This window comes from Micromonospora sp. NPDC002296 (genome assembly GCF_040296145.1).
GTDB lineage: Bacteria > Actinomycetota > Actinomycetes > Mycobacteriales > Micromonosporaceae > Micromonospora.
The window spans coordinates 230,183-255,570 of the sequence record NZ_JBEOWQ010000004.1 but is presented as its reverse complement, the minus strand read 5'-3'; the positions used below and the strand labels follow the sequence as shown (position 1 = coordinate 255,570).

The 25,388-nt window shown below is 69.4% G+C and carries 27 protein-coding genes and 1 tRNA gene; 10 read left to right on the top strand and 18 right to left on the bottom strand.

Annotated elements, in window-relative coordinates; translation table 11 throughout:
* Nucleotides 1-170: 170 nt before the first annotated feature.
* Both htpX and ABT023_RS05765 read left to right on the top strand, forming a co-directional pair.
* Entirely contained in the window at nucleotides 171-1,049 is an 879-nt protein-coding gene (htpX, locus tag ABT023_RS05770) for a zinc metalloprotease HtpX (protein ID WP_350882066.1), read from the top strand.
* A gap of 155 nt (nucleotides 1,050-1,204) precedes the next feature.
* The gene (locus ABT023_RS05765; protein ID WP_350882064.1) at nucleotides 1,205-2,464 is read left to right on the top strand and encodes an MFS transporter; all 1,260 of its coding nucleotides are present in this window, start codon (nucleotides 1,205-1,207) and stop codon (nucleotides 2,462-2,464) included.
* A gap of 88 nt (nucleotides 2,465-2,552) precedes the next feature.
* Here ABT023_RS05765 and ABT023_RS05760 read toward each other — a convergent pair whose 3' ends face one another.
* Both ABT023_RS05760 and ABT023_RS05755 read right to left on the bottom strand, forming a co-directional pair.
* On the bottom strand, nucleotides 2,553-4,001 hold the full coding sequence (locus tag ABT023_RS05760) for a CLIPPER-2 domain-containing protein (protein WP_350882062.1): 1,449 nt from the start codon (nucleotides 3,999-4,001) through the stop codon (nucleotides 2,553-2,555).
* A gap of 396 nt (nucleotides 4,002-4,397) precedes the next feature.
* On the bottom strand, nucleotides 4,398-4,892 hold the full coding sequence (locus ABT023_RS05755; protein ID WP_350882059.1) for a YajQ family cyclic di-GMP-binding protein: 495 nt from the start codon (nucleotides 4,890-4,892) through the stop codon (nucleotides 4,398-4,400).
* 151 nt (nucleotides 4,893-5,043) lie between these two features.
* On the opposite strand from ABT023_RS05755, the gene ABT023_RS05750 reads away from it, so the two are divergent.
* Nucleotides 5,044-5,127 (top strand) — tRNA-Tyr (locus tag ABT023_RS05750).
* A 145-nt stretch (nucleotides 5,128-5,272) separates the two neighbouring features.
* On the opposite strand, the gene ABT023_RS05745 is transcribed toward ABT023_RS05750, so the two are convergent.
* The 13 genes from ABT023_RS05745 to ABT023_RS05685 form a co-directional block, all read right to left on the bottom strand.
* Nucleotides 5,273-5,770, bottom strand: coding sequence for a hypothetical protein (locus tag ABT023_RS05745; protein WP_350882056.1), 498 nt, complete (start codon nucleotides 5,768-5,770; stop codon nucleotides 5,273-5,275).
* Nucleotides 5,771-5,987: 217 nt separating this feature from the next.
* A complete protein-coding gene (locus ABT023_RS05740; protein WP_350882054.1) occupies nucleotides 5,988-7,415 on the bottom strand; it encodes a tyrosine-type recombinase/integrase in 1,428 nt (475 codons plus the stop codon).
* On the bottom strand, nucleotides 7,412-7,612 hold the full coding sequence (locus ABT023_RS05735) for a helix-turn-helix transcriptional regulator (protein WP_350882052.1): 201 nt from the start codon (nucleotides 7,610-7,612) through the stop codon (nucleotides 7,412-7,414). The genes ABT023_RS05740 and ABT023_RS05735 overlap by 4 nt, the downstream gene beginning before the upstream one ends.
* A 535-nt stretch (nucleotides 7,613-8,147) precedes the next feature.
* Nucleotides 8,148-9,746 (bottom strand): YfjI family protein, encoded by a 1,599-nt coding sequence (locus ABT023_RS05730; RefSeq protein WP_350882050.1) that lies wholly within the window; start codon nucleotides 9,744-9,746, stop codon nucleotides 8,148-8,150.
* The gene (locus ABT023_RS05725) at nucleotides 9,743-10,651 is read right to left on the bottom strand and encodes a bifunctional DNA primase/polymerase (protein WP_350882048.1); all 909 of its coding nucleotides are present in this window, start codon (nucleotides 10,649-10,651) and stop codon (nucleotides 9,743-9,745) included. Before ABT023_RS05725 ends, ABT023_RS05730 begins: the two co-directional genes overlap by 4 nt.
* A gap of 13 nt (nucleotides 10,652-10,664) precedes the next feature.
* Nucleotides 10,665-10,910, bottom strand: a complete 246-nt coding sequence (locus ABT023_RS05720) for a hypothetical protein (protein WP_350882046.1) — start codon at nucleotides 10,908-10,910, stop codon at nucleotides 10,665-10,667.
* A gap of 11 nt (nucleotides 10,911-10,921) precedes the next feature.
* Nucleotides 10,922-11,215, bottom strand: coding sequence for a hypothetical protein (locus tag ABT023_RS05715; RefSeq protein ID WP_350882044.1), 294 nt, complete (start codon nucleotides 11,213-11,215; stop codon nucleotides 10,922-10,924).
* Nucleotides 11,212-11,460 (bottom strand): hypothetical protein, encoded by a 249-nt coding sequence (locus tag ABT023_RS05710; RefSeq protein ID WP_350882042.1) that lies wholly within the window; start codon nucleotides 11,458-11,460, stop codon nucleotides 11,212-11,214. The genes ABT023_RS05715 and ABT023_RS05710 overlap by 4 nt, the downstream gene beginning before the upstream one ends.
* A gap of 142 nt (nucleotides 11,461-11,602) precedes the next feature.
* Entirely contained in the window at nucleotides 11,603-13,801 is a 2,199-nt protein-coding gene (locus ABT023_RS05705; protein ID WP_350882040.1) for a cell division protein FtsK, read from the bottom strand.
* A gap of 330 nt (nucleotides 13,802-14,131) precedes the next feature.
* Nucleotides 14,132-14,599 carry a DUF3307 domain-containing protein gene (locus tag ABT023_RS05700; RefSeq protein WP_350882038.1) on the bottom strand — a complete coding sequence of 156 codons (468 nt, stop codon included), beginning with the start codon at nucleotides 14,597-14,599 and terminating at the stop codon, nucleotides 14,132-14,134.
* Between the two features lie 91 nt (nucleotides 14,600-14,690).
* On the bottom strand, nucleotides 14,691-15,587 hold the full coding sequence (locus tag ABT023_RS05695) for an ABC transporter permease (protein ID WP_350882036.1): 897 nt from the start codon (nucleotides 15,585-15,587) through the stop codon (nucleotides 14,691-14,693).
* Nucleotides 15,584-15,955, bottom strand: a complete 372-nt coding sequence (locus ABT023_RS05690) for an RRQRL motif-containing zinc-binding protein (RefSeq protein WP_350882118.1) — start codon at nucleotides 15,953-15,955, stop codon at nucleotides 15,584-15,586. Before ABT023_RS05690 ends, ABT023_RS05695 begins: the two co-directional genes overlap by 4 nt.
* Entirely contained in the window at nucleotides 15,955-16,206 is a 252-nt protein-coding gene (locus ABT023_RS05685; protein WP_350882034.1) for a DUF6284 family protein, read from the bottom strand. The genes ABT023_RS05690 and ABT023_RS05685 overlap by 1 nt, the downstream gene beginning before the upstream one ends.
* A gap of 407 nt (nucleotides 16,207-16,613) precedes the next feature.
* On the opposite strand from ABT023_RS05685, the gene ABT023_RS05680 reads away from it, so the two are divergent.
* Both ABT023_RS05680 and ABT023_RS05675 read left to right on the top strand, forming a co-directional pair.
* Entirely contained in the window at nucleotides 16,614-17,480 is an 867-nt protein-coding gene (locus tag ABT023_RS05680) for a GntR family transcriptional regulator (RefSeq protein WP_350882031.1), read from the top strand.
* The gene (locus ABT023_RS05675; protein ID WP_350882029.1) at nucleotides 17,477-18,172 is read left to right on the top strand and encodes an HAD family hydrolase; all 696 of its coding nucleotides are present in this window, start codon (nucleotides 17,477-17,479) and stop codon (nucleotides 18,170-18,172) included. The genes ABT023_RS05680 and ABT023_RS05675 overlap by 4 nt, the downstream gene beginning before the upstream one ends.
* A 174-nt stretch (nucleotides 18,173-18,346) precedes the next feature.
* Here ABT023_RS05675 and ABT023_RS05670 read toward each other — a convergent pair whose 3' ends face one another.
* Entirely contained in the window at nucleotides 18,347-19,048 is a 702-nt protein-coding gene (locus ABT023_RS05670) for a hypothetical protein (RefSeq protein WP_350882027.1), read from the bottom strand.
* A 1,180-nt stretch (nucleotides 19,049-20,228) separates the two neighbouring features.
* Between ABT023_RS05670 and ABT023_RS05665 the strand changes: the two genes are divergently transcribed.
* The 4 genes from ABT023_RS05665 (at nucleotide 20,229) to ABT023_RS05650 (ending at nucleotide 23,246) form a co-directional block, all read left to right on the top strand.
* The gene (locus ABT023_RS05665; RefSeq protein WP_350882025.1) at nucleotides 20,229-20,603 is read left to right on the top strand and encodes a cyclic-phosphate processing receiver domain-containing protein; all 375 of its coding nucleotides are present in this window, start codon (nucleotides 20,229-20,231) and stop codon (nucleotides 20,601-20,603) included.
* Nucleotides 20,604-21,769: 1,166 nt separating this feature from the next.
* A complete protein-coding gene (locus tag ABT023_RS05660; RefSeq protein ID WP_350882023.1) occupies nucleotides 21,770-21,895 on the top strand; it encodes a hypothetical protein in 126 nt (41 codons plus the stop codon).
* A 35-nt stretch (nucleotides 21,896-21,930) separates the two neighbouring features.
* Complete coding sequence (locus ABT023_RS05655; RefSeq protein WP_350882021.1) at nucleotides 21,931-22,482, top strand: hypothetical protein; 552 nt, start codon at nucleotides 21,931-21,933, stop codon at nucleotides 22,480-22,482.
* Between the two features lie 383 nt (nucleotides 22,483-22,865).
* On the top strand, nucleotides 22,866-23,246 hold the full coding sequence (locus tag ABT023_RS05650; RefSeq protein WP_350882019.1) for a GNAT family N-acetyltransferase: 381 nt from the start codon (nucleotides 22,866-22,868) through the stop codon (nucleotides 23,244-23,246).
* Here the strand turns inward: ABT023_RS05650 and ABT023_RS05645 are convergent.
* Nucleotides 23,215-24,168, bottom strand: a complete 954-nt coding sequence (locus ABT023_RS05645) for a hypothetical protein (RefSeq protein WP_350882017.1) — start codon at nucleotides 24,166-24,168, stop codon at nucleotides 23,215-23,217. The two genes, ABT023_RS05650 and ABT023_RS05645, sit on opposite strands and share 32 nt — an antisense overlap.
* An 83-nt stretch (nucleotides 24,169-24,251) precedes the next feature.
* Here ABT023_RS05645 and ABT023_RS05640 point away from each other — a divergent pair, with 83 nt between their 5' ends.
* Complete coding sequence (locus tag ABT023_RS05640) at nucleotides 24,252-24,404, top strand: hypothetical protein (protein ID WP_350882015.1); 153 nt, start codon at nucleotides 24,252-24,254, stop codon at nucleotides 24,402-24,404.
* Nucleotides 24,405-24,541: 137 nt separating this feature from the next.
* Here ABT023_RS05640 and ABT023_RS05635 read toward each other — a convergent pair whose 3' ends face one another.
* Nucleotides 24,542-25,372, bottom strand: coding sequence for a M55 family metallopeptidase (locus ABT023_RS05635; protein WP_350882014.1), 831 nt, complete (start codon nucleotides 25,370-25,372; stop codon nucleotides 24,542-24,544).
* Between the last annotated feature and the right edge of the window lie 16 nt (nucleotides 25,373-25,388).

Below are 25,388 nucleotides of genomic sequence, written 5' to 3'. Positions count from 1 at the left end.
GCGTAGATCGTGCCCTCGGGCGCGGCCTGAGCGGATCGCTCCTGACCTGGGGCTCAGTGGCCGCTCAGTTTTACAGGTAACTCACAGTCATTAGGCGGATGGTTGGTGGGTACCGGTTTTGTTGGACCGGTCAGCGGGTCCCGTGTGATCCGCGCACCGAAGGAGCGATCGTGCATCACAACCGTCTGAAGACCGCAGTGCTGCTCGGCCTGTTGACCTCGCTGATCCTTGCGGTCGGCTACTGGTTCGGCGGGAGCGGCGGGCTCGTCATCGCCGTCGTCATCTCGTTGGTGATGAACGGCGTGACCTACTTCTACTCCGACAAGCTCGCGCTGCGCTCGATGAAGGCACAACCGGTCAGCGAGGCGCAGTTCCCCGAGCTGTACCGGATGGTCCGCGAGCTGGCCACCGAGGCCCGGCAGCCGATGCCCCGCCTGTACGTCAGCCCCACCTCGCAGCCCAACGCGTTCGCCACGGGCCGTAACCCGGCCAACGCGGCGGTCTGCGTCACCCAGGGCATCACCGAGGTCCTCGACTACCGGGAGCTGCGCGGGGTGATCGGGCACGAGCTGTCACACGTCTACAACCGGGACATCCTCATCTCCAGCGTGGCGGCCGGCCTGGCCGGCATCATCACCATGCTGGCCAACCTGGCGTGGTTCATCCCGCTGGGCTCCTCCGACGACGAGGACCGCCCGAACCCGGCCGTGCTGCTGCTTACCCTGATCCTCGGCCCGATCGCGGCCACCGTGATCCAGTTGGCGATCAGCCGCAGCCGGGAGTTCCAGGCCGACGCGTCCGGAGCCCGCCTCACCGGGGACCCACTGGCCCTGGCCAGCGCCCTGAAGAAGATCCACATGGGCACCCAGGCCCGCCCGCTGCCGGCCCAGGGACAGCTCACCAGCACCGCCCACCTGATGATCGACAACCCGTTCAAGCGGGGCGGCGGCGTCGCCGCGCTTTTCTCCACCCACCCGCGGATGGAGGAGCGGGTCGCCCGGCTGGAGCAGATGGCCGCCAGCGCCGGCCCGGTGCAGTTCCAGCGCTGACGCCCGTACCACCCGATCCGCCCGCGCCCGGTCCCACCGGGTCCGGGCGGATCGTCGTGCACGCGACGAGACACCGGCCATAACCGGTTCACTCCCGGCAGTCGCGGCGTTAGGGTCGCAACGTCTTCCGCTCATTACATATTTGGAGGTTCCCCGTGGCCGCACTGCGCCAGTACCTGGGCGTCTGGCGGATCCCCGGCGCACCGATGCTGCTCGTCCTCGGCGTCATCGGCCGGCTCGGGATCGGCATGACGCCGCTGGCGCTGCTGCTCGTCGTGGAACAGGTGACCGGGCGGTACTCCCTCGCCGCGGTCGCCGGCGGCATCTACGCCCTCTCCAGCGCCGCGCTGAGCCCGATCGCCGGCCGGGTCGCCGACCGGGTCGGCCCGACGCCGGTGCTGCTGGCCACCGCCGTCGCCCACCCCCTCGCGCTGTCCGGCCTGCTCGTGGCGAGCCGCTCCGACGCCGGCAACCTGGCCCTGATCTACGTGGCCTCCGGGGTCGCCGGCGCCACGTACCCGCCGCTGACCGCCGCGCTCCGGGGGGCCTGGAACGACCTGACCGGCCCCGCCTCCGGCCGGTACCACCTACGCAACACCGCCCTGGCCGCGGAGACCACGCTCTTCGAGGTGGTCTTCGTGCTCGGTCCGCTGCTGGTGGCCGCGTTCGTCCTGTTCGCCGATGCGACGGCCGCCCTGATCGGCTCGGCGGTGGTCACCCTGGCCGGCACCACCGCCGTGGCGCTCGGCCGGGTGATGCGCGGCTGGCGCCCGCACGCGCACGAGCACCAGGCCAAGGGGCTCGGCCCGCTGCGGGTCGGCGGCTTCCCCGCACTGCTGCTCTGCGTCGCCAGCCTCGGCATCGCGTTCGGCGCCGCCGGGGTGATCGTGCCGGCCTTCGCCGGGAGCCAGCCGACCGACGACCCGGAGAGCCTGGCCGGGCTGCTGCTCGCGGTCTGGGGGATCGGCAGCGCGGCCGGCGGGTTCTGGTTCGGCGTCCGCAAGCCGGCGGCGAACATGACCCGCCAGTTCGCCTGGCTGCTCGCCGCCGTTGCCGGCAGTTTCGCCGTGTTCGCGGTGATGCCCGGACCGCTGCCACTGGGCGTGGCCCTGATCGTCGGCGGGGCCACCATCGCACCCGCGTTGACCCTGGAGAACACCCTGGTCGGGCGGATCGCCCCCGTCGGCATGCTGAACGAGGCGTACACCTGGGTGGTCACCATGTCGGTGGCGGCCAGCGCCGCCGGTGGCGCGGTGGCCGGGCTGATCGTCGACCACGCCGGCGGCGTGTCCTGGGCGTTCCTCTTCGCCGGGGCTGCGGTCGCCGTCGGGGCCACGGTCGCCGCGTTCCCCGCCGGCCCGATCGCCCGGGCCGAGGCCACGGCGGTACGCGCCGAGCAGACCCTCGCCGCCTGACCTCCGCTGCCTGACCCCCGCCGGCGGCTGGTTCCCCAGGCCGCACTCCGGGCACCGCATGCGGTGCCCGGAGTGCCTGTCGTGCTGATCAGGCCTGGATGCCCACCCTGCGGCGGATCCGGCTGGCCCCGAGCAGGAGCGCACCGGCGGCCAGCAGGCCGCCACCCAGGGAGAGGACACCGGCGGAGCTGTCGCCGGTGACCGGCAGTTCCTGCTCGCCCTTGCCCTTGTCGCCCTTGCCGTGCTCGTCGTCCTTGCCGTCCTTGCCGTCCTTGCCGTGCTCGTGGTCCTTGCCGTCCTTGCCGTGCTCGTCGTCCTTGCCGTCGTGCCGGGGGTCGAACTTGCCATCCCGGATGCAGACGGTGACGGTCACGGGGTCGGAGACCACGGGCTTGCGGTAGAACTTGCCGGTGGCGCGGGCCGTGTTGACCACCTTTCCGGCCTTGACGTCGGCCGAGGTCACCACATGCGGCTTGACGGCGTGGCAGTCGGTGCTCGTGCCCGGTGCCAGCGTGGTGCTGTTGCAGACCACCTGACCGGCCTTCGGGTCGTTGACGGCTACGTCGGTGATGGCGACCGTGCCGGTGTTGGTCACCCGGTAGGTGTAAAAGATCTTGTCGCCCTTGGCCGCGAAGCCGTCGTTCTCACACTTCTTGCGGCAGTCCGACTCGACCCGAGCCTTCTTGTCGATCGACAGGCTGATCTGCTTCGGCGGGACCCGCTCGGTGGTCACGGTGAACGTCGCGTAGTCGGACAGCACCTTCTGCCGGTGGAACAACCCGGAAGCCTGTGCGGTGTTGACGATCTTGCCCTTGGTCACGTCGGTCTTCGTGACGGTGTACGTGCCGGTGCAGGTGGTGCTCGCCCCCGGCGCGAGTGACGTGTCCTCGCAGGTGATGCCGGTGACCGTGTCGTCGGTGACGGTGATGTCGGTGACGGTGATCGGGTAGGTCGTGCCCGTGTTCTGGTTCGTCACCGTGTAGGTGTAGGTGACCTTGTCACCAGCCTGTACGTCGGTGGCCGGGGTTGCGGTCTTGGTCAGCCCCAGCTTCAGGTCCGCCGGTCGCCTCGCCCCACAGGTGCTGATGAGCTCGAAGGAGCGTGCGCTTCCGGACACCAGCACAGCGGTGGCACCGGTGAGCGTCCCGCCGGCCGGCAGTCGGATCCACGCCTTGCTGGTGCCCATGTCATTGACGATCTTGCTGTTGGGAGCGGTGGGGATCGTCCTCGTGACAGTGCCGCTCGGCGTGCTGAACGTCGCCGTGACGGACTGGAAGGCGCCGCTGGTGTGCGGGTTACCCGGCAGGTTGAAGACCCACGCGTCCTCGTTCGGGAAGGGCCCACCACCGAGCTTGGGGTCGCAGTTCTGGGTGAACTGGGCTGCCGTCGTCGGCACGTTGCCCGGGTTGATGTTGATCGGCGGTGCCGCAACGGCCGGCGAGCCGGCCGCGAGCAGCAGGCCGCCGGCCAGCAGCGTGAAGGCGGCCAGTCGTACGCGGATGCCGGCTCGTATGCGCGGCGAAGAGGTCTTGCTCATGTGTTCCCCCGTGTCATGGACTGTTGACAAGGGGGGCAACGAGTAGTAAAAGATGCGCGTCACGCAGGGGAAGGTGAAATCCCCCGCTAGATGGAAAAAGGTGCCCTTCTGCCACCAAATCGCCTCGGCTACCCCATCCAGCTGCCGAGGACGGCTGCCCGCGGCGTGAGTTTCGTGCGCGGCGAGCCTGTCAGCACCGGACCAGGAGGCCGCCGAGGCCCCGGACCGGCGACACGGGCTACCGCCTCCGTCCCGACCCGTGTCGTCTTGGTCCAGACCTGGATCGGACGGGAATGCGGTACTCGCGAGCCGCGCCTTCGGCGCTGCCGGGCGTGTAGTTGCCGCCGCCCACCGATGGCGGCCGGCCCCCGAGGGCGGCGACCGGTCGCCACCGCGTCAGCGGTAGTTGGTGAACTGAAGGGCGACGCCGAAGTCATCACCCTTGAGCAGCGCGATGATGGCCTGGAGGTCGTCCTTCTTCTTGCCGGTGACCCGGAGCTGGTCGCCCTGGATCTGCGCCTGGACGCCCTTGGGGCCCTCGTCCCGGATCTTCTTGCTGATCACCTTGGCCTTGTCCGAGTCGATGCCCTGGATCACCTTGGCGTCGATCTTGAAGATCTTGCCGGAGGGACGCGGGTCGCCGGCGTCGAGGGACTTCAGCGAGATGTTCCGCTTGACCAGCTTCTCCTTGAAGACGTCCAGGGCCGCCCGGACCCGCTCCTCGGTCTCCGCCTGGAGGCTGATCGCCTCCTCGCCCGACCAGGAGATCTCCGCGCCGGTGCCCCGGAAGTCGAACCGCGTCGCGATCTCCTTCTCCGCCTGGCGGAGGGCGTTGTCGACCTCCTGCCGGTCGACCTTGCTCACGATGTCGAACGACGGATTCGCTGCCATGCTCATGCTCCTGCTGTCCGGGCGGTCAGTGCTCGTACGCGTCGCCCGCCGACCAGCGGCACGACCCCCTGACGGTACCCGGTTGCGCCGGACCCGGGAGTAACCGCTATCCTTGGCTCCGCTGCCGCGCACAGCGCGGTGGCGACGCCCTGGCGGGTTGCCCGAGCGGCCAATGGGAGCGGACTGTAAATCCGTCGCGAAAGCTTCGAAGGTTCGAATCCTTCACCCGCCACCAGGTGCGAAAACGGCCCCTGACCAGCAGAGATGCCGGTCAGGGGCCGTTCTCGTTAGTCCCGCTGAGTCTTGCCGGGTGCCGCTGGATCTCACTGGCTGTGTCGTATACGTGTCGCGGGTCGGCGATGGAGGGCAGGCGACACCTTCTAAAGCATGACCAAGTTCGTCACAACGTTCCCGACGACGCCGAGGACCACGCCGCCCGCAAAGGTCAGGAGGGCTAGGCGCGTCCCGCTTCGGCGTTGCTGCTCTGCCTGCTCGGCGTTAGCAACCTTGAGCTTCTCAATCTCATCCTTGAGGCTCTGCTCTGTGCGTTCACTGAGCAACAACGAGATCTTGCTCGCCTGGTCCTCGTTAAGTTGAGCGACCACCTGCGCGGCCTCTGATCGCTCAACCAACTTGCGTACCTCGCCCTCGAACGCTTCTGCTCGCGCGCTGATGTCGCGAAGTCTTGTGACCGTCTGAGCCAGAGTGCCGGAAACGTCCGCAATTTCCTGTTCTAGGGAAGGTGCTGGTTGGGGCAGGCTTCGCTCAACCGAAGCAATAGCCTGGTCCAACGCGTCATGGAAGTGTCGCGTCGCTCTTGCCCGTGCTGCTTGGCCCCTTACGATGATCAAAACGCTGCTTAGCAGCACTACCAGCACTGACCCCACTATGAGTGTCCACTCCGAGGGGTCGAGTTGGCCTGAACTTTGCTGAACTATCAGCGCAGCGGCCGATGTAGCGAGGATCGAGATCAAGATGTCCAAGACATCCCATGACCGTCGTCGGCTTCTAGGCCGTGTTGTGACGTTAATTCGCACGCTGAGCAGCTTAGAGATGGGTGGATGGCTTAAGTAGCCCGCCCAACACCGATCGGAGTTATTCCTGGTCATGTTCGCTGTCGGAAAGGTGGCTGCCGTCGCGCCACGCTAGGGCAATCGCGATGCGCTGTCGGGCCGCATCTCCTTGACCGGAGACGCACTTCGCGTACACACGCATTAAGACGTGCACACTGTGCCCGGCCCACTCAGCAACCTGGGTCGCCGGTACGCCAGCGTTCAGCCAAAGCGACACGGCGGCGTGCCGTAGGTCGTACGGACGCCGGGCCAGTGGTGAGCGCTGCTGAGCGGGAGTGAACACCTTGGCCCGTGCGTCCCGCCATGCCTTCCCGTAGGTGTTGTTCGGAATTGGTTGGCCGGCGGTGGGTACGTACCGGCCGCCGGGGCCGCGGCGGGTGACGAACAGCTTTCCGTTTGATCCCGGCGGGTACTCCTGGATGTGGTGATCGAGTAGCCGCACGAGCGGCGGTGGCACCGGCACGTCTCGCGTCGCGGTCTTCGCCCGGTGTTTCAGCCCGCGTTCCTCGGTGGTGTCGTTTCCGTCGCCCCAATCCCGGCCTACCGCCACCGTCGAGCCGGTCAGGTGCAGCACGCCCCACCCGCCGTGCTTGGCAGGCCGTTCGTACTCGTCCTCGCGCAGGTGGAGCACTTCCTCGGGCCGCAACGCGGCGTAGTACATGCACCCGAAGAATGCCTCCAACTCGGGCACGGCGCGCCCCACCTCGGTGAGTAGCGCCCGCACCTGATCCGGGTTGACCACCGCCCGGCGGTCCACCTCATCGGCAGTCTTCGGCGCGGTCCAGCTCACGAGGGACATCGGGTGTGTATCGAGTAGCCGCAGCTCGACGGCGTATTTGAGGGCGCCGGAGAAGACGGCGCGCTTGCGGGCGATCGTGCTGGGTGACGCCGGAACGCCGTCCATTCGTAGGGCAAGCACGTCGAGTGCCTTCCGGACCAACGCGGCGTCGGCGAGCGCCGCCAGGTCGACGGTGTTGGCCTTCAGCCAGCGCACGGCGGCGGCGAGGTCGGCGGGCGGTTCTCCGGCGTCGCGGCGGGTCTTGTTGAACACCCACCCGTAGAGCGCGGCGCGTAGCGCCTTGTCGGTGGGTACACCTCGGTCTGTCGCCAGCAGGGCCGGCGTGACGGTGGCCAGCGTCTCGGCGATGCCCTTGCGGTGCTTGGCCGATGCGCGGGGCCACTTTATGTCGACGTACGTCACGGCGTGCTCGTACCACGACCTGGTATTGAGCGCTCGTGCCATCGGCTCGGGCAGGCCGCTGGCCTCATCGAACGCGACGCCTTCCCGCTGGGCCACGACCAGCTTCGACCGGAAGCTTTCGGCCAGGGCGCGAGTCGCGAACGTCTTGCGGAACGCGTGGCCGGCCACCTTCCACCGGACGACGTAGGAGTAGCCCTTGGCGAGTTGGTTCTTAAGGATGCCGTGTACGCGTACGTCGTAGGTGCTCAAGCGGCCTCCTCGTGATCGTTGATCCAGGCGTCCAGGTCGCGGCGGCGGACGAACAGGCTGCCGTTCGGGTACTTGATGGTTCGGGGTGCGCGGCCGGTGGCCTTCCAGCGAAAAAAGGTCGAGCGGGGTACGCGGAGTTCGTCTAGGGCTTCGGCGAGGGTGAGCAGGTTGCCGGTCGGGGTGCGGCGGGCGGTCATGGGCGGGTGTCCTCCCTCGGGGTGGCGTCGAGGTAGATGCGCTGGAACACCGGGGATCGGCGGTCGGGGTAGGGCCGAAAGACGGAGCGGATGTGCAGCACTCGGGCGATGGCGTTGAGCGCTGCGTCTGTTTCAGGGGGTGTGCCAAGCAGCCTGATTCGCACGGTGAGCGCCTTTCGGTCGGCGCGGGTCGCCTTGATGAAAAAACAGGGAGGTATCGCCGCAGAACGGCATAGAGCCGCCCACTGAGAGCGCCGTAGGCGCAAGATCCGGGATGGGTCGGGGTAAGGCATAGAGCCGAACCGTCTCCGTGGCTCTCCGTGGGGCCGTTTCCGGGGCGTCGAGCGGTCGGCCGCTGGCCGTGAGCGTCGGGAAGGGGTCGGGAGGCGTTGACACGTTGACAATCGGCCGACAAGCGGATATTTCCGCAGTTGAGGGCTGGTGTCGGGGTGTCAACGCCCCCCGTTGACAGGCGTTGACACCCGTTGACACCGGGGCGGACCGGCGGCGGGTTGTCAACGCCTGTCAACGCCTGTCAACGGAGCCCGTTGACACCTTCGGAGGTGTCCTGAGCTGCGGAAACATCGTCGTCGGGGGCGGTTGTCAGCGTGTCAACGCTTCCGGGCACCTCGGCGACGGCGCGGGGGTGCAGCTCATAGCGGCCGTCCGGCCCGTGGCGGACCCATCCGAGCGCGGCCAGCTCGGCGAGCACCGCCGACACGTCGTCGGACTTCGGGAGCCGGCGGGAGACGCGGCGGTGCAGTTCCCGGCGGGTGAAGGTGGTCATGGCCTTGGTGGTGAGCACGCCGAGCACGTAGCGGGCGTTCTCGATCGTGGCGTCACTGCCGATGGTGGTGAGCGCGGCTCGGTAGTGGGCGGCGAAGAACTCGGCGAGTCGTACGGCGTCGGCCATGCGGTCGGCGTCGATGGGGCGGCGCCAGGCGTCGGCGGGGTGGTGGGCGACGTGGAGCAGCCCGGCGAGGCGCAGCGTCGCGCCGGAGAGCTTGTTGCCCCATTCCCGCATGTCGTAGAGGTTGCCGCCGGGGCGTAGTTCGGTCTCGACCTGCTCGGCGGCGGCCCGCCGCACTTGGCCGGCGTCGTCGGTGAGGGTGACCACGGCCGGGTCGGTCCACTCGGCGAGCGCGGCGGCCAGGTCGTGTACCCGGTGGGTGTAGCCGGCGGTGACCTGCTCGGGCACCGGGTCGGTGTCCACGGACCGATATCCGGCCAGCGACCGGGGCAGGGCGAACAGGAACCGGGCCGGCAGTCCTCGGCCGGCGAGGTCGGCGTTCCCGCCGAACTTGCGCAGCACGGTCGGTTGCGCCATCACGCACACGGTCAGCGCCGGCTTGTCGACGCTGGCCCCTTCGCGGGTCTGCCGTTCGTTGCTCATCGGCTGCCCCGCGTGGCCCTTCAAGTACGGGTCAAGGTTGGGGGCACCGGAGTACCGGCCGGCGAGGGTGTCGAAGATGCCGCCTTCATCGCTGATGATCGCCATCCGTCCGCCGTTGGCGGCCATCAACCCGATGAGGGCTTCCGGGGTGGCGTCGTCCACGATGAGTTTCGGCAGGGTGGGAACGGTGATGGCCTCGGCGGCGATGGCGGCGGCGACCGCCTCGGCGGATGCCTCATCGCGCTTGCCGGGGTCGGTGGCCTTGGCTGCCTGGGTCTTGGCTTGCTCGGCTTGCCGGTCGGCGATGTCCCGTAGCGCGGCTGCCTCGGCGATGCGGGGGCGCATCGCGTCGCCGAGCGTCGATTGCGCGGCGAACAGCGGTGCGGTCATGGCCCGATGCACCGGGCTCTTGCGTTCGCCGGGGCCGGCGATGACGGCGGCGAACACGTTCACCGGCTCCCGCCACCCGGCGACCGGCTCGACCTCCAGGCGGCCACCGGCGCAGGCGGAGAGCACGGCGACGGCGAGGGTGCCGGCCATGGCCGGATCGGTTTGGGTGAACCGGGCGACGCCGGTGACCATGTCGCCGAGCCAGCGGGGGAACACGTCGGCCGGGAATGGCGGTGGCGCGGTGTTGGGGCCGGTCAAGGGCACTGGAACATCCCACAGCGGGCCGCCCGCGGTTTGCTGCCCGGTGGTGTCGGCCGGGTCGGTGACGAGGTGGAGACGGGCGGCGGTCATGCGGCCACCTTTCGGGGACGGTGGGAGCCGGCGGTGAGCCCGGATCGGACGGTGCGGTACACCTCGGCGGTGGGCAACCCGGCCGTCACGCCCGCTTGTTCCAGCACGCTTTGCACGTCGTCGGTGCTCAGCGCGCCACCGGCCACGAGTTGACCGAGGGCGATGGCGGCGATGTGGAGCGCCCGGTTGCGTTCGCCCGGCGCGGCGCCGGTCACCCGTTGCACCTCGCGGGTGACGGCGGCCCGCACGTACGCCCCGGCGCGGTCGGTGGGCAGGTCCACCAGCACCGGCCGTTGCGGTGGCAGCGGGGCCGGGGTGAGCAGCCCGGCGAGCCAGCCCGGCAGCGGGGCGGGGTCGGTGTCCAGGTCGACGGTGTACCGCCGACCGGCGGCGGTGGAGCCGGCGGCGACGACGTAGCCGCCGTTGGCGCGGGTGTCGACCATCGGGCCGAGGGTGCCGGCGGTGTTGCGTAGCGCCGGCCCGTCGTCGGGGTGCCGGTAGTAGAGGTGGGTGCCGCCTCGCCCGGTGTGGACGGTGTAGGTCGGGTCGATGTTGGCGGCGTGTGCGGCGGCCAGGTCGGCGAGCACGGCCAGCCCGTCACGCCTGCCCGCCTCGGCGGGGTTCTTCGGCCGGTCGAGGTCGACCACGACTAGGCGGGACGGCCCGCAGGCGAGGCCGATGCCGTAGGGGCGGGTCGACCACGCGCGGCGGATGCGGTCGGGGTTGGTGGTGGCGCGGGGTTCCCATCCGAGGTGGTGGCCGGCGGTGCGGCAGCGGGGGTCGCGGCCGGTGCAGTCGTCGGCGGGGTGGTCGGGGAACGCGGGTCGCTTGTCGTCGGGGCGCAGCGGGAAGACGTTCCAGCCTCGTTCGGCGTGGGCGAGCGCGGCGGTGAGCAGGTCGGGCATGGGTGTCTCCTGTTCAGGCGGGCCGGCGGGTGGCGCGGGCGGTGTCGAGGTCGATCAGCGCCCCGCCCTGGCCGGCGGTGGTGAGGGCGGGGCGGCGGGGCATGGTGTCGGTGGTGGTGGTGAGGGCCAGGCGCAGGAACACGCGGTGGCGGCCGGCGTCTGCGCCGGTGAGCGGGTGCCGGTCGCTGACCTGGGCGACGTAGGCGACGGCGGTCAGCGCCGCAATGGCGGTGTCGAGTTCGGTCGGGGTGCCGGTCAACCACGCCTCCACTACGCGGCCCGGCGGGGTGCGGGCCGTGCGGCGAGGGCGGCGCGGGTGACGACGTGGCGCAGGTCGGCGAGCAGGCCGGCGAGTTGCCGGCGGGCGGGCGGCTCGGCGGGGGCCAGGGCGACCCGTAGCCGAATCTCGGCGTGGTCGCGGCCGGAGGTGGTGCGGACGCGGACGAGGACGGCGCGGCCGTGGCCGGGCAGGTCGATCACGATCTCTTCGGAGCGGTGTTCGCCGAGGTTGCAGCGGTGGTCTCGGCCGCACCATGCGGTGTGGCCGGCGGCACGGCGGTTCATCGGGTGGCCTCGGTGCGCAAGCGGTGGAAGTAGTTGTAGACGCGTCGTCCGGTGCGGAGCCGGTGGCCTCGGTCGCAGCGTCGGCAGCCGCGCGGCCGGTGAAGGATGCGGGTGGTGGTCTGGCCGGTTCCGGCGCACCGCCGGCACCGGGTGAACGGGCTGACCCAGCACAGCCCGACGTAACCGAGCGTGATCAGGGCTGCGAGGGTGATGACGGCGATAGCGAGGGTGAGCAGGGGGTCCACAAGTGCCTCCGGGGCCGGTTTTTGGGTGTGAACGGCCGTGAGCTGCTATCCGCTAGAGGGCAGCTCATGATTCGGATGGGGTGCTAGCGGGGGTGCTAGCGCTAGCAGGTCGGGCGGCTAGCGCTAGCACCCCCGGGACGGGTTAGCCGGCGGACCGCTTCCGGTCACGCTCCGCGATCGCCTTGATGAGGTCGGTGTGCTTGATGCCGCGCCGGGTGGTCGGCTTGCCGTCGATGCGCCGGCCCACGTCGCCGACCTTCACCAGGGGGTGGGGCTTGAGCGCGGTGGTGAGCTGCGCGGCTTCCCACCCGCCGTAGATCTCGGGCCGCAGCTCGGTCAGCAGCGCACACAGCGTCTCGTTCCAAACGGCCTTGTCGTCGCCTGGCCACACGCGGGCCAGGTCGCCGAGCACGTCCGCCACCGGGGCGACGTCGCGGGTCTGCTCCTCGGGCTTAGGCAGCGTCCCAGCCGTGGTGCGCAGGGCGACGGCGCGGGCGACGATGCGGGCGGCGGCGGTGGTGTCGACGTAGTACGACCGGACCGCCGACGCCTTCGGGCCGAAGCCGCGCAGGATGCCCCACCCGGCCTCGATGACCGGCTGAAACACCGTGGCCCGGTGGCCGTTCTTGTAGGCCGAGGTGCCGAGGATCATGTCGTTCGCGGTCTGGTCAGCGACGCTGAGGCAGAACCGGGAGTTGACGTTGCGGGTGATGCCGGTCGGCAGGCTGTCCTTGTCGGGGATCTGCGTGCCGATCATGATGATCACCCCGAGCGCCCGGCCGAGCTTGATGACCTTCTCCAGGATCTCCCCGGCGTCCTTGCCGTACTTGCTGGTCATCAGCTCTTGCAACTCGTCGAACCAGGCCACCAGCGGGTGGAGGCCGGATCCCTTGAGGCTGGCCAGTTCCGGGGTGACCTTGTTCTCGGGTGCCTTGCCCATCCGGGCGTAGTGCTCGATGCGCTTGGAACGGCGGCGGCACTCCTCGTACAGCCACTCCACGAACCCGAAGCACCGCGCGAGGGTGTCGTCGTCGAAGCCGTTGCCGTACTCGGCCATGACCGGCTCCAACACCGCGAAGTCCCCGACACCCTTCAACTCGTAGCCCCGGATCTCCGTACGCGGGTCGAGGGCGGCGGCGAGGATCAGGTCCCGCAGCGCGAACGTCTTCCCGCTGCCGGGCTGACCGCCGAACAGGAAGTTGCGGAACATCAGATCCACGGTCACGGTGTCCAGGCGCGGGGTGGTGGCGAACGGGAACGGCTTGAACACGTCCACCCGGGCGGTGCCGGCCAGCAGCGGCCAGGCGGGTTGCTTCATCTGCGACGCCGGTTCGTAGCCGACCCACAAGGCCAGGCGGCCGGTGTGCCCCGGAGCGGGCTCGGGCCACACCTGATCCAGCGGCAGCCGCATCGCCGAGGCCAGCTTGCCCCGCCGGGCGACCACCTCGGCGGCCTCCACCCCGTACGGCAGATCGACCACCGCGAGGTGGCCGGGGCCGTCGCGGTGGATGTCCATCGGGAAGCTGATCGCCTTCGGGTCCTTGGCAACCGCCGAGTTGATGGCCGGCATCTGCAACGAGGTGAGCGCCCGCCGCACCAGGTCGGCGGTGAGCTTGCGGTACCGGGTGCCCTCGGTCACCCGGTCGGTGAGCGGCTTGTCCGCCGGGCGGCCCCGGGTGGCCAGGAACGGCACGACCACGGCTGCCGCCGCCCACCGCCACCACGACGGCCCGGCGGCCAGGACGATCACGCCGGTTCCGGTGCCGGCCGTGCCGGCGGCGAGCACCCACCACCGCCACACGGACTGGCGCTGCCGGCGGGCGTCGAGCTTGAGCCAGGTGTCGGCGTCACCCCGGGACGCGGCGGCCTGCCGCAGGTGCCAGTTACCTTCCTCCGCGCTGGCCCACCGCAACGCCTGGCCGATCCCGCGCACCATGCCGATCGGTGCCCACGCGAGGGCCTTCACCGCGTACTTCGGCAGGCGAACCCCGTGGTAGGCGGTCACATAGCCGGCGTCCTTGCTCTGATGCTTCACGGCGGCCCGCAGCGCCCGGCCGGAGCGCGCCCACTCGGCCAGGATCGGCCGGCGCTCCCGCTGCCGGGCCACCACCTCGGCCGGGATGTCCTCGGCCATGTCGACCGGCCCACCCACGCGGCCCGGCCCGTCGTCGACGCTCTCGGCGTCGCTGCCGTCGTTCAGGTCGCTTTCGTCGCCGGGCGGGGTAACGAAAGCGTGTCGGCGGGACCGGGCGTCGTCCAGGTCGACCACCTCGGCGTCCGGGCCGCCGGTCACGGCGGCTTCGGCGGCTTGCCAGTCGAACTCATCTCGGGGGGAGGTCATGATGGGGGTTCCTCCAACAGGTCTCACGGGATCGGTGAGGGGCCGGCGGCGCGGCACGGTTCCTAGGCCATGGGCCGCGCCGCCGGGCAGGGCTACTTGTCGGTTGCGCCGCAGCAGCGGCACGTCTTACCTCGGTTGACGGGGGCGGTTAGACCTCCCACATGGCCCCGCAGTGGGTGCAGACCACGTACTTCTTGGCGTTGGCGTAGGTGTAGTGGAAGGCGGGGTGTGCGCAGCTCGCCATGTCGGTCCTCTCGGGTAGTGCCGTCCAGTCGGTCTGGCGGCCTCCGCGTGGGCATCCGGTGATGGGCGGATGCCCCACGGGGGCGGTCAGACCGCGCAGAACAGGGCGGCGACGAACAGCCAGCCGATGTGCCAGGACTGATCGAGGGCGTAGGCCCCGGTGCCGAGAGACGGGTTGTCGTCGTGGCCGGGGCGGGGTGCGCCGAGGGCGTAGAAGCGGGCCGAGCCGAGAGCGGCGGCGATGCGCTTGAGCGGGGTCCGCCGGTCGGCGATGTAGTGCGTGACCGCCGAAATGGCCAGCCCGACCGTGACGCCGGACGGGTCGAGGCGTAGGCCGGTGCCGGCGATCAGGAACACCAGGGCCAGGCCGGCGGTGAGGGTGTAGGTGGTGACGTGGGCGGCGCAGGCGATACGGCCTGCCCAACCGGGCTGGCCCTTGCAGTCGGCCTGGTGCTGGGTCTGCACCCAGTGGTCGGCGACCTGGTGGGCGACGTAGAGGGCGACGAACACGGCAGCGAACGCGGCGGCGCGGGTGCCGGTGGGGTCTGGGAACATGGGTGTCTCTCCTGAGGTCTGTTGGGCTGAGGGGTGAGGCCGGCGGCACGGCATCGGTTTCTGAGGCCAGGGGCCGTGCCGCCGGGCACAGCTAGTCGTGCGCGCGGACGAGGTGCGCCAGGGCGGCGCCCATGCCGAGTACGGCGACCGGCAGGACGGATACGGCGGTGGTGATCCACCAGGGGGCACCCGTGGCGGGGGCGACCAGCAGGTGATAGGCGACCTGGCCGAGCGCGCCGACCAGCAGGGACGCGATGGCGGACCACTTGGCGAACCGAAGCGCCCGGGGCGGCACCCGCCCGGACAGCCACACGTACAGCGCGTACGCCCCGTAGGTCTCGACGCCGATCGGGAGCGTGATCGCGGTGTTGAGGCTGAACCCGTCCGCGATACCGGGCAGCGGGTGGACCACCCCGAACCCGGTGAGTCCGCCGAGCCCGACCCACCCCGACCAGATGGCGACGAACGCGGGCAGGGCGAGCAGCACCACCGGCCAGGCCACGGCTGAGCGGACCGGCGCGGCCGGGGCGGGGTCGGGGGTGGTCGGGGTGGGCGTGTCCGGGTGACTGACCGGCGTGACCTGCCCACCCGGCTCGGCGGGCGTGATCTTCGCCGGGGCGGTCGGGGTCGGGTCGAGCACCGGGGCGAACTCGGGCACGTCCGGGGTCGGGGCGGGGTCCGGGCCGATCGGCTCGGGGTAGTCCAGCCGGGGCGCGGCCGGGTCGGCGGTGTCCGCCTCGGGCGTCAGCAGCGACCCGCGCAGGATCAGAGCGGTCCGCAGCGTCTCGGCGCGGGTGCGGCCCTCGTGCTCGGCCTTGAGGCGGGCGAGGATGTCGTCAGCCTTAGCCGCGCCGATGCGGAACTCACGCATCAGCCGGTTGCGGGAGGGGAGCTGTTGGCCGGCGGGCAGGTCCAGGGCGCGGGCGGCCGGAAGCAGCACGTCGACCGGCTGCGGGAACTTCGTGCCGTTGATGGCCGGGGCGGTCATGACTGATGTCCTCCATCGGAGCAGGTCAGGCACTCGCCGAGCGAGCGCGGAATGTAGTAGTCCCGGACCACACCGCAGGCGGGGCAAGTACGGCGGGCGATCAACGCGGCGCGAACCGCGCAGAGCTGGGCGGGGGTGGCGGTGCGCTTGGGGCGGGCCAGGTCGACCCGGTACAGGAAGGCGGCGCGGGTACCGCCGACACCGCGCCAGAGCACCTGCGCGGCGACCGGCTGACCAGCGGGGCGCAGACCGGCGGCACGCAACTGGCGGCGGGTGGCGTAGCCGGTCGGGGCACCCCGCCACCAGTAGGTGGGGATGCCGTACCGGTCTCCGTCCGGATCCCAGTAGGCGGCGCGGATGCGTGACATCAGGCCGCGCGGCACGGGCCGGCGAGGGTACCGGCGGCCAGGTCGGCGGCGGCGCGGGTGACACGAGCCTCGGCCCGGCGCAGCCGCCGCCAGTCCAGGTCGGTCGGGCCGCCCTTGTCCTCGGCGTAGATCAGGGTGATTTCGGCGTCGAGTACGTCCAGCTCAGCGGCGATCAGCGGCCACTCCGTGTCGATCGCGGCCAGGTCGGCGGCGGTCGGCTCGGCGGTGACGAGGGCAAGTCGGTTCCACACGGGAAACCTCCGGGAGAGTCGATGAAGTGGGGGGGAAAGCCCCGGGGTGCGACTGGACCGGCCGCACCCTGGGACAGACAGGAACAGGAGGCAGAAGCAACCGCGCGCCAGATCCGGCCCGCTCGCCCCGCTCACCCGGGATCTACCGGGGTCGGCCACCGTGTGGCTCAAGGCGGGGATGCCGCAGACGGATCTACGCGGCGCTTCTGCTGTGAAGTTCTCAATGAACGACCACACGACCGGCCCGTGAGCGCGCAGCGCAAAGCGCCACCTTCCCCGGCTTCCGTTCGGCTTGTCGTTCCTGGCTAGCCAGGTTCGACGGGATGAACGTAGGTCGGCTTGGCTAGTCAGGTCAAGTGGGCGCGGCGAACTTTCTCAACTTGGCTAGTCAGCGCTACCGTGGGCAGGTGAGCGAGAACCTTGACTTCCTCGGTCAGCTAGATCCCGACGACCCCAAACAGGCCTCGCAGCAGATCGCGAACAAGCTGCGGGCAGCCATCCTCACGCGCCGACTCACGCCCGGCGAGAAGCTGCCGTCGCAGCCCGAGCTAGCCACCCGCTACGGCGTCGCACGAGAGACAGTCAAGCGAGCCTTGGACCTGCTCCGGGCAGAGCGGCTGATCGTGTCCCGGCAGGGCAGCGGCGCGTTCGTCCGCGCGCAGACGCAGCGGGCGGTTGAGCTGCGTCCGCACATTGAAGCCTCGTTCGACCGACCTCACGTCACTATCGACTTCGCCGGGTTCTCTGGCGAGACGCTGCGCGACGCGCTCGCCGAAGCGCTCGACAAGGTGCGCGTCGGCCGGCTCGCGCCGGAGACGATCGCCGTGCGGGTCCTGATCTCCGACATGACTGCGCCGATGGCGCTGCCAGCACGGGCCGAGACGCAGGCCGACGACCCGGCCGTACGCGAGCGCGCGGCGCGAATCACCCGCCGGGCGGCGGACGGCATCATCGATCAGGTCACCGAGCTGGGCGACCTCGGCCTCATCCGGTCGACCACCGTCGAAGTACGGATGCACCGGGCGTCCCCGCTGTTCAAGCTCTACATCCTGAACAGCGAAGAGGTCTTCTACGGCTTCTACCCGGTACTTGAGCGCACCGTCTCGATCAAGGGTGAGCCGATGGCGATCTATGACCTGATGGGCAAGGACGTGCCGCTGTTCCACTACGCGGTGACCGACGACGACACCTCGCACGGCACACAGTTCGTGGAGGCGTCCCGCCAGTGGTTCGACTCGGTGTGGTCGACCATCGCCTACCGGTACGACGGATGAGCGCCGACCTCGGCCGACTGCTCGCCGGGGTCGGCGCGGTGCTGCTCGACTTCGACGGGCCGGTGTGCAGTATCTTCGCCGGCTACCCGGCGCCGCAGGTTGCCGCCGAGCTGGTCGACGTACTGAGGCAGCGAGGCGTCGACGTGCCACCCGACCTCGCCAGCGAGCCGGACCCGCTTGAGGTGTTACGCCGCACCGGCGCGGCCGGCGACCAGGGCGCCACGCGGGCGGTGGAGGACGCGCTATGCGCGGCCGAGCGCCGGGCCGTCGAGACTGCCGAGCCAACGCCGTACGGCCGGGAAGTCATCGTGGCCGCCCGGCAGGCCGGGCTACCCGTGGCGGTGGTCAGCAACAACTGTGCCGGGGTGGTGACCGCCTACCTGGCAGCGCACCGACTCGCCGGGTATGTCTCTCCGGTGGTCGGCCGGTCCTATGCCGATCCGGACCGCATGAAGCCCAACCCTGATCCGATTCTGCAAGCCGTGCAGGCGCTCGGCGAGCCGCCGGGACGCTGTGTCCTCGTTGGCGACTCGCTGTCGGACATCGAGGGGGCGCGGGCCGCCGGGGTGCCGGTGATCGGATACGCAAACCGGCCCCGGAAGGTTGCGGGCTTCCATGCGGCCGGAGCGGACATCGTAGTCACCAGTATGGAGACGATAGCCGGGTTGTTAATTGACCTAGCCGGTGGCTGAGTCGCCTGTTTCAGTCACCGCGTACCTGTTAGGGGGCGGGTCCGGAGCATCAGCCCGATTAGCCCACCCCTTGGGGCGGCGACAGGTAAGCCCAGTTCTCTATGGTCTGAGAAGGCAATGCTACCAGCGGCATTCCCGCTGGCGCTTCCAGAATGAGGGAGTGCGAGGGCGAGTTTAGGCCTTTGTTTGCCTAGACGTTGTCTTCTCGGAAACCTGTGAGCCGGCTTCTACGATGACGTTGCGCCGTATGCCAAGACGCTCGGCGACAGAGCGTTCTAATGCCCGTTCCGTACGTTGGAGGAATAGTCGATATTTCCGATAGAGCCACGCCACTGGTTCAGACAATGGCCATACGCGTTTCCACAGCAAAAACCAAAGTCGACCATTCTGCGCAAAGGCTCTTCGTGGAGGCTCGGTACTCTCTCGCTCCCATTGTAGGCCGGATGAGTCGATGAATCTGGCCACGAGTGTGGGCGGGTAATCGAGGAGTTCTTCCAGTAAGATCGGAGTGCGGAGTTTGTGAGATCCTTCGACAGTTTCGCCAGGTCCAATCACGTTTATTAGCCTTACCCTCCTGCCCCAGTGTGACGGTAGGCCCGCCCTGACCTGAAAGATCGGCGCATCGCTGTAATTGGTGACCGACCAATCAACCTCATGAACTACACCCTCATCATCGATTGAGAGGTCGCGCTGCATTATCACAACAAGACGTGCCTGCGCGGCCTCTTTGTCTCGCTGGTCCTCACGGCGGACATAGATTTCATGACGGAACAACAGGCCGGTAAAGATCAACGCGGCCGTGGACATTGCAAGCCCAGCGAGGCTTCCCCACGCCTGCATCCAGTCCGTAATTTTGGGAGCTTCAGTAGCCAACACCGTGTCAGGGTAGGTGGCTGGCGCAAAACCCCAGACTCACGAAGACCCGCGCAGCAGAACCTGGCCAGGCGGTCGCTGCCGCTTGCCGTGTCGTACTCTTGTCGCAGCGGCCCCTCAATAAGCCGTTCATGCAGGTCAGAGCGCCGAGGTTGGCGCTCTGTAAATCCGTCGCGAAAGCTTCAGAGGTTCGAATCCTCTACCCGCCACCAGGTGCGAGAACGGCCCCTGACCAGCAGGAATGCTGGTCAGGGGCCGTTCTCGTTTGTCTGGCGGGGTCCGGCTGGGTCCAGCCGTCTACGACTGGTTGTGGGCAGATGGCGGTTGAGGGACGCGTCGGGGTGTGGGCTCGGCTGCGGTAGGGGGTCGGCGGCAAGCCAGTTCCTGGGGTTGGACTGGTGCGGCAGTCGGAAGCCCCGACCGTCGATCAGAACGAGCGATTCGGCTTCCGTACCGCCTGGTGGTCGTCGAGGCGTCTGGGGCTGCCGCACGGGGCGGATTGCCGCCGGCCGGCTTCCCGCCCGCGCCGCGCGAAGCGCGGCGCCTTGATCCAGAACAGAAGAAATCGGCAACAGGGTGGGGCGAGACAAATGTCCTCCGTCGACTGATGCGCGACACGCGTCCGCCAACTGACCTGCGCCAACCTCAGCGCGCTAATGGCGGCAGATCCGGACGTCGGCCAGGATCAGCGCGACCACGGGAAGAGATCGGCGGGAGATGACGCGCTGAGCACAGCAAGCGTCACACGTCACCACCAGAGCCACTGGGCACCGTGTCGGTGCTGTCGGGTGGTCGGGATGGTGTCGACGATCCCGTTACCGCGATGTTCTTTCGCGGTGTTACGGCATGCGGCTCTCGCAGCCTGACGCTCCCTGCTGGTCCAGACGGCGTTGATGAACCAGCGCGGCGGGCCTCCACCGCCGACCAGCCAGCGCAGGCCGGTTCGCGGGTGATGCTGACCGTCCTTGTCCGTACGAGACATGGTTGCCCCTCTCGGGGCTGCGGTCGCGGCCACCTAACGGGGGTGGAACGCGGCGCTGATCCTTGTCCATGGGTCGACCATCATGGCCGCAGGATGGGTCATTGCATCCACAGCACCACGACAGAAGTTCGATGAGGCGGTGCGCACGACCCGCGGCAGATCCGGATGCCGGAACACGGCGACTTCAGGCATCATCGCTGGGTGGATGCCAGCGAGGCCAGGGTCGTTCTGGTTGATGATCTGCGTTCCTTCGTGGACGGCCGCAGTGCGGAAGTGGCCCGTAGCAGTGCGGTTGGGGTTCAGCTCCTCGACCGGTACCGGGGGCAGCGGTTGGACGAGTTGTGGCTGGACCATGACCTGGGCGGGGACGACACGATCTGGCCGGTTGTGGAGGTGCTGGAACGGGCCGCCTTCGAGGGGCGCCGGTTCGACATCGGTGTCGTCTACGTCCATTCCGCCAACCCGGCCGGTGCCACGAAGATCGTCCAGGTTCTGCGGCATTGGGGCTACCAGGTCCACGTCGCGCCGGGCTCGACGGACGTCGGCTATCTCGACGGGACCGCCAGCGCGAGCTGACCGGTTGCAAAGCGCCAGAGCGACACTGACCAGCCGACCGCGCGACCCGCGGCAAAAGCAGATAGCCGACTATCGCGGGACTCGGCGCCCGAAGGGCGAGGCGTGCTGGCCAGTTGGCTCTTGAGGGCATGCCGCCGAGTTGCAACACTTATTCGCTATGAGTGCTAAGGGGCACGGGCGCCCGCGTCAGCCGAGCAATGAGGTCGCGGAACGACGCGAGCGACGCGACGTGCGGATTCGCGCGGAACGGATCGAACTCGCGATGGCGGAGATGGACGACAAGCCGCCGACCGACGACATCGAGTTCGGGCCCGGCCGCGATGCGCGTGTACGGCGAGGAGGACTGCCTGGCCTCGGTCGAGGTCGATGAACCGCCAGCCGGGCCACTCTGGGTGAACTCCGATCGGGCCATCGTTGTTGGCGACTTGATCTCGGCATGTCTGGCCCTTCGGCGACCCACCAGCGCGCTGGGACACCGTGCAGCGATAGGATTGCGGCAGATCCGCACACATCGACCGGGCCGAGGCGTTGGCCCGCCACATCACTGACCCGGACCGGCGGGCGCAGGGCGATGACCGGTCTGGCCAAGGCAGTGGCCGCCGCCGGAGATCTCGACCGGGCCGAGGCTATCGCCAACAGCATCACCGACCCGGACCAGCAGGCGCAGGCGCTCATCGTTGTCGCAACCGTGTGTGGAGGCCGAGGCAGGTTCAGCTCCGCCGGGGCGATGTTCGGTGGGCGCAAGCAAAGGTAAGGGGATGCTGCGAGCCCGTTCACTTGCCGCCGCAGCTTTCGATCAAGGTTCTGGGATAGGCGCCTCGACATAGTTGCCCGCATTCATCCAAACGCCTTATTGGCCGTCTCCAGCGAACGAATGCTCGCAACCCGATGGAGCTGAACCGCACGCCCGCGCAATTCCGAGCTTCGCAAACTCTAATACGACTCTTCTCGGTATGAGAGGGTCTTGCGACGGCGGCCATCCTGTCGCCCCTGGCTTGCTGGATCTGTCGCACATCACCTGGCGGAGTTGCGGCGCACATCAGTTGTCGGATCACAGGTGGGGCGAGACGATTGTGGTGTCACTGGAGATGCTTGACAGTGGCGTCCCACCAGGGTGCTTGACAAGATCCGGAAATTGAGGGGTGTCCCTCTGGCTGAATGCCGGCGTGCCGCCGACGGAGGTCGCCCGGCGCCTGGGTCACGGCCTCGCCGTCCTGCTCCGCGTCTACGCCAACTGCATCGACGGCGGAGACGACACCATGAACGACAAGATCGGCGACGCCCTCGGATGACTCTGCTTCTTGCGGTCGGTCACCACGATGAGTGGATGGCGTGGGAGTGGCTTGGGTCTGTCATGACGGCCGTAGTCGGTGTCGCGGGTGTGGCTGGGACGGTGTGGACTGCTCACGCGGGCCGGCGGCATCAACTTGATGCGGTGAAGGCGCAGGGAGTGATCAGTATGGCTGTTGCCCTGGCGGCGGAGAAGCGATTGATCTACGCCCGGTTTCTCCAACTCGCCCGCGCTGCGTTTGGCGAGGCCAGGTCACTCGTCTCCTCTGGTGCCGCGATGCCCTTGGACGAGGAGTCGTTGCCTCCCTTGCCGGCAGGGTCGAAGATCAAGTATACGGGCCGCTATGAGGTCGGAACGCCATTCGATTTGGCGATGGTCGAGCTGAACAAGTGCTATGACGAGGTGGTCATCGTCGGTGGTCATGAGATCGGAACTCATGCGACGGCCGTGATCTCCGCAATCAGCGGACATGCATCAGGCATAGGGGATGTTTGGGACGTCGACCGTGCCCTGACTGAGGTATCCACTGTCCTGCACGAGGATGCAACGAGATCGACCATGCCTGACCCGGCCGCGCGGCCTGCTTGACGAAGGTTGTGGGGCGTGGGCAGGCCGGAGTCTGCTGAGCGACACTGAGAAACAGCAGATCAGCGCGGTTGATCCAGGCGGGATCGTGGACGCCCTCGGATGAGGGTGGCCCAGTGCAGAATGAGGTGATGTGAGTGAAATGAATCCGCCATTGGTGGTGACGGACAGGCTCGTGCTGCGAGAGGTCCACTCGTCCGACATGGATGTCCTTGAACGGATGTGGCGTGACCCGGTGATGCGGCGGTACCTCGGTGGCCCGGTGTCTGGTGACGAAGTGGCCGAGCGGCGGAAATATGACCAGGCGGGTGGGCTGATGTGGCGACGCGCTCCGGGGAGGTCGTCGGTAGTGCCACCTGGGCAGGTACCGCACGGGCGATCTTGAGTTGTCATACGTCTTCCTGCCGGAGTGGTGGGGGCGGGGGTACGCCCGGGAGACGTGTACGGCGGCCATCGGATTGGCCTTCGACCGGTTTCCGGACGCGGCCCGGCTGATCGCCGTCACTCAGGAGGCGAATACCCGATCGGTCCGCCTCCTGGAAGCCCTGGGCATGGCGCGGGTCGACGCGTTCGAGGAGTTCGGCGCGCGTCAGGTGATGCACGCGATCGACCGTCCGGGGACAAGGTCCCGGGCGTGGGCAGGTGGTGGGCGGGCTAACGTCGGACGGCCGGGTGGCGACGAGCCTGACCAGCGTGAATGCTGTTCAGAAGCTTTTCTTGCTGGGACCGGCCCCGTTAGCGCGGGTGGTAGACGACTGCGCGGCTGACACCCCAGACCGGGCGGATCGACGCGGCGATGCGGCCGCGGTCATCGAGGTCGACGACCTCGCCGTCCGTGCTGACCCCGGCGAGGCTGAGGTCGTGCAGGACGCCGCGCCGCCACAGCGCCGGGCGGGCGCTTCCGTCGGTGGCCTGGGAGCTGGCCAGGATCTCGCCGCGGTTGTTGATCGCCCGCAGCTGGGTGAAGCTGCCGCCGAGGGTGCCGACGTCCAGGGCGCGGCCGTGCCGCCAGAGGATGCCGCGCTCGAACTGCTCGGCCGAGAACTGCCAGCCGATCACCCAGCCGCGGTCGTTGAGGGCATACGTGTTGCTGCGGTCCAAGGGGCCGGCGCCGAGGTCGGTGACCCGGCCACTGTGCCACCGGGCGGCGTGGAAGCCGCCCGGCACGTGCACCCCGCCGGAGACCTGGCCGCGCTCGTTGACGTCGGACACCTCGCCGAGCGGCAAAAGCCGGGCGCGGCCGTTCGTCCACAGGACGGGGCCGGCGTCGGTGCGGCCCACGACCTGGCCGCGGTCGTTGATCGCCACGGGCACGGCGGACGGGTCGCCCAGCGGCCGCAGGACACCGCGGTACCAGACGTACCCGCCGGCGCCGTCGCTGCGGATGCCGACGACCTGGCCGCGGTCGTTGACGTCGATCGGGTGGAAGGCGTCGCCGAGATCGACCATCCGGCCGTGGCGCCAGAGGAACCCGCGGTAGCTGCCGTCGGCGGCCTGGGCGCGACCGACCACGTCGCCGCGGTCGTTCATGGCGCTGGCGTAGCTGCTGTCGCCGCCGAGGGTGCCGAGGTCCACCATGCGATAGCCGGCCAGGGCGCCGGGCGCGGCGGATGCGGCGGCGGTGGGTGCGAGGGTGGGTGCGGTCGTCAAGGCGGCCGCGAGGAGAGCGGTGGCGAGGACGGATGGCATGGGACGGCTCCCTCCGGAACGTCGCCGGGCGAAACGTGCGCTCAGCGTAGGCGCGTCCCGCCGCTCCGCCAGGATGCAGTCACATGGCCGACAGTCGCGCCGTCCGCTACGCGTCACTCGCAGGGGCGATCGTGGGCGTGGTGCGCGGCGACGCCACGGTGCCGCTGCACCTCGTCCAGGACACCCAACTGCGACTGCGGGGCGGCGCCACCGCGTATATGCCGGTGAGGTGCTGAGACAGTGAGGGCGGGCCATCGGGTACGCCACCGCTCCCTACTCGGGTTCGGGGAAGGCGGGGGACAGCGGGACCAACACCCCAAGTGCAAGATCGCGGGGACCGGGCGGGCTGGGAGGGCGGGGCCTGGATGGCGGGTCAGCCGTTCTTGACCTGGGCGAGCTGCACGAGGAGCTGGACCACGTCGTACGCCTCGGCGACATCCCGGCCGGTGAAGGTGACCGTCCGCGCGCCGGCTGCGCGCTCGACGCCCGGGATCAGCGTCGCCATGTCGACGGCGGAGGGGCTGTACAGATCCACCTCCAGCGCCACCGGACCGATCATCGACAGGGGTGGCACCTGCGCCCGTCGCCCCATCGCGGTGGCCGCTCCGTGCCGGAGCCGGTCGCGCGCGACCGCCGGATGCAGCACCTCGGCGGTGAGTTGGCCCAGCGCCCGCTTCACCGGGACGGTCGATGCCTCGGGCACCAGCTCCAGCAGTTCGGCGCAGGCGGCGTCGTCGCCGCTGAGCAGCACGACCGGGGCGCCGTGCTGGCCGGCCAGGGCTGCGTTGAGACCGATCTCGCCGACCTCCCGCCCGTTGAGCCGCACCCCGAGGACGGCGTCGCTGATCGTGTGGGCGAGCACGGCGGGGCCGGTGCCGACCCGGGCGTGGTAGCCGACGAACAGCACGGCGTCGACGTCGTCGGCGAGCCCCGCCAGCATGCCCCGCGGACGGGGCCTGCCGCGGATCAGCCGTACCCGCCGGTCGAGATCCTCCGGCAGCAGGTTGCGGAAGGGGCCGTGCGCGTCGACCACCACGACCTCCGCCGACGGCTCCGCCTCCAGCACCCCGGCGACGACGGCGTTGACGTCGGCCGTCATCAGTGCCCGGCCACGCTCGTAGTCGTACCGGTCGGGGTTGGTCTCCGTGGGGTGGACGATGCCGGAGATGCCCTCCATGTCGGCTGAGATCAACGCCTTCGCCATCGGCCCACCCTAACGC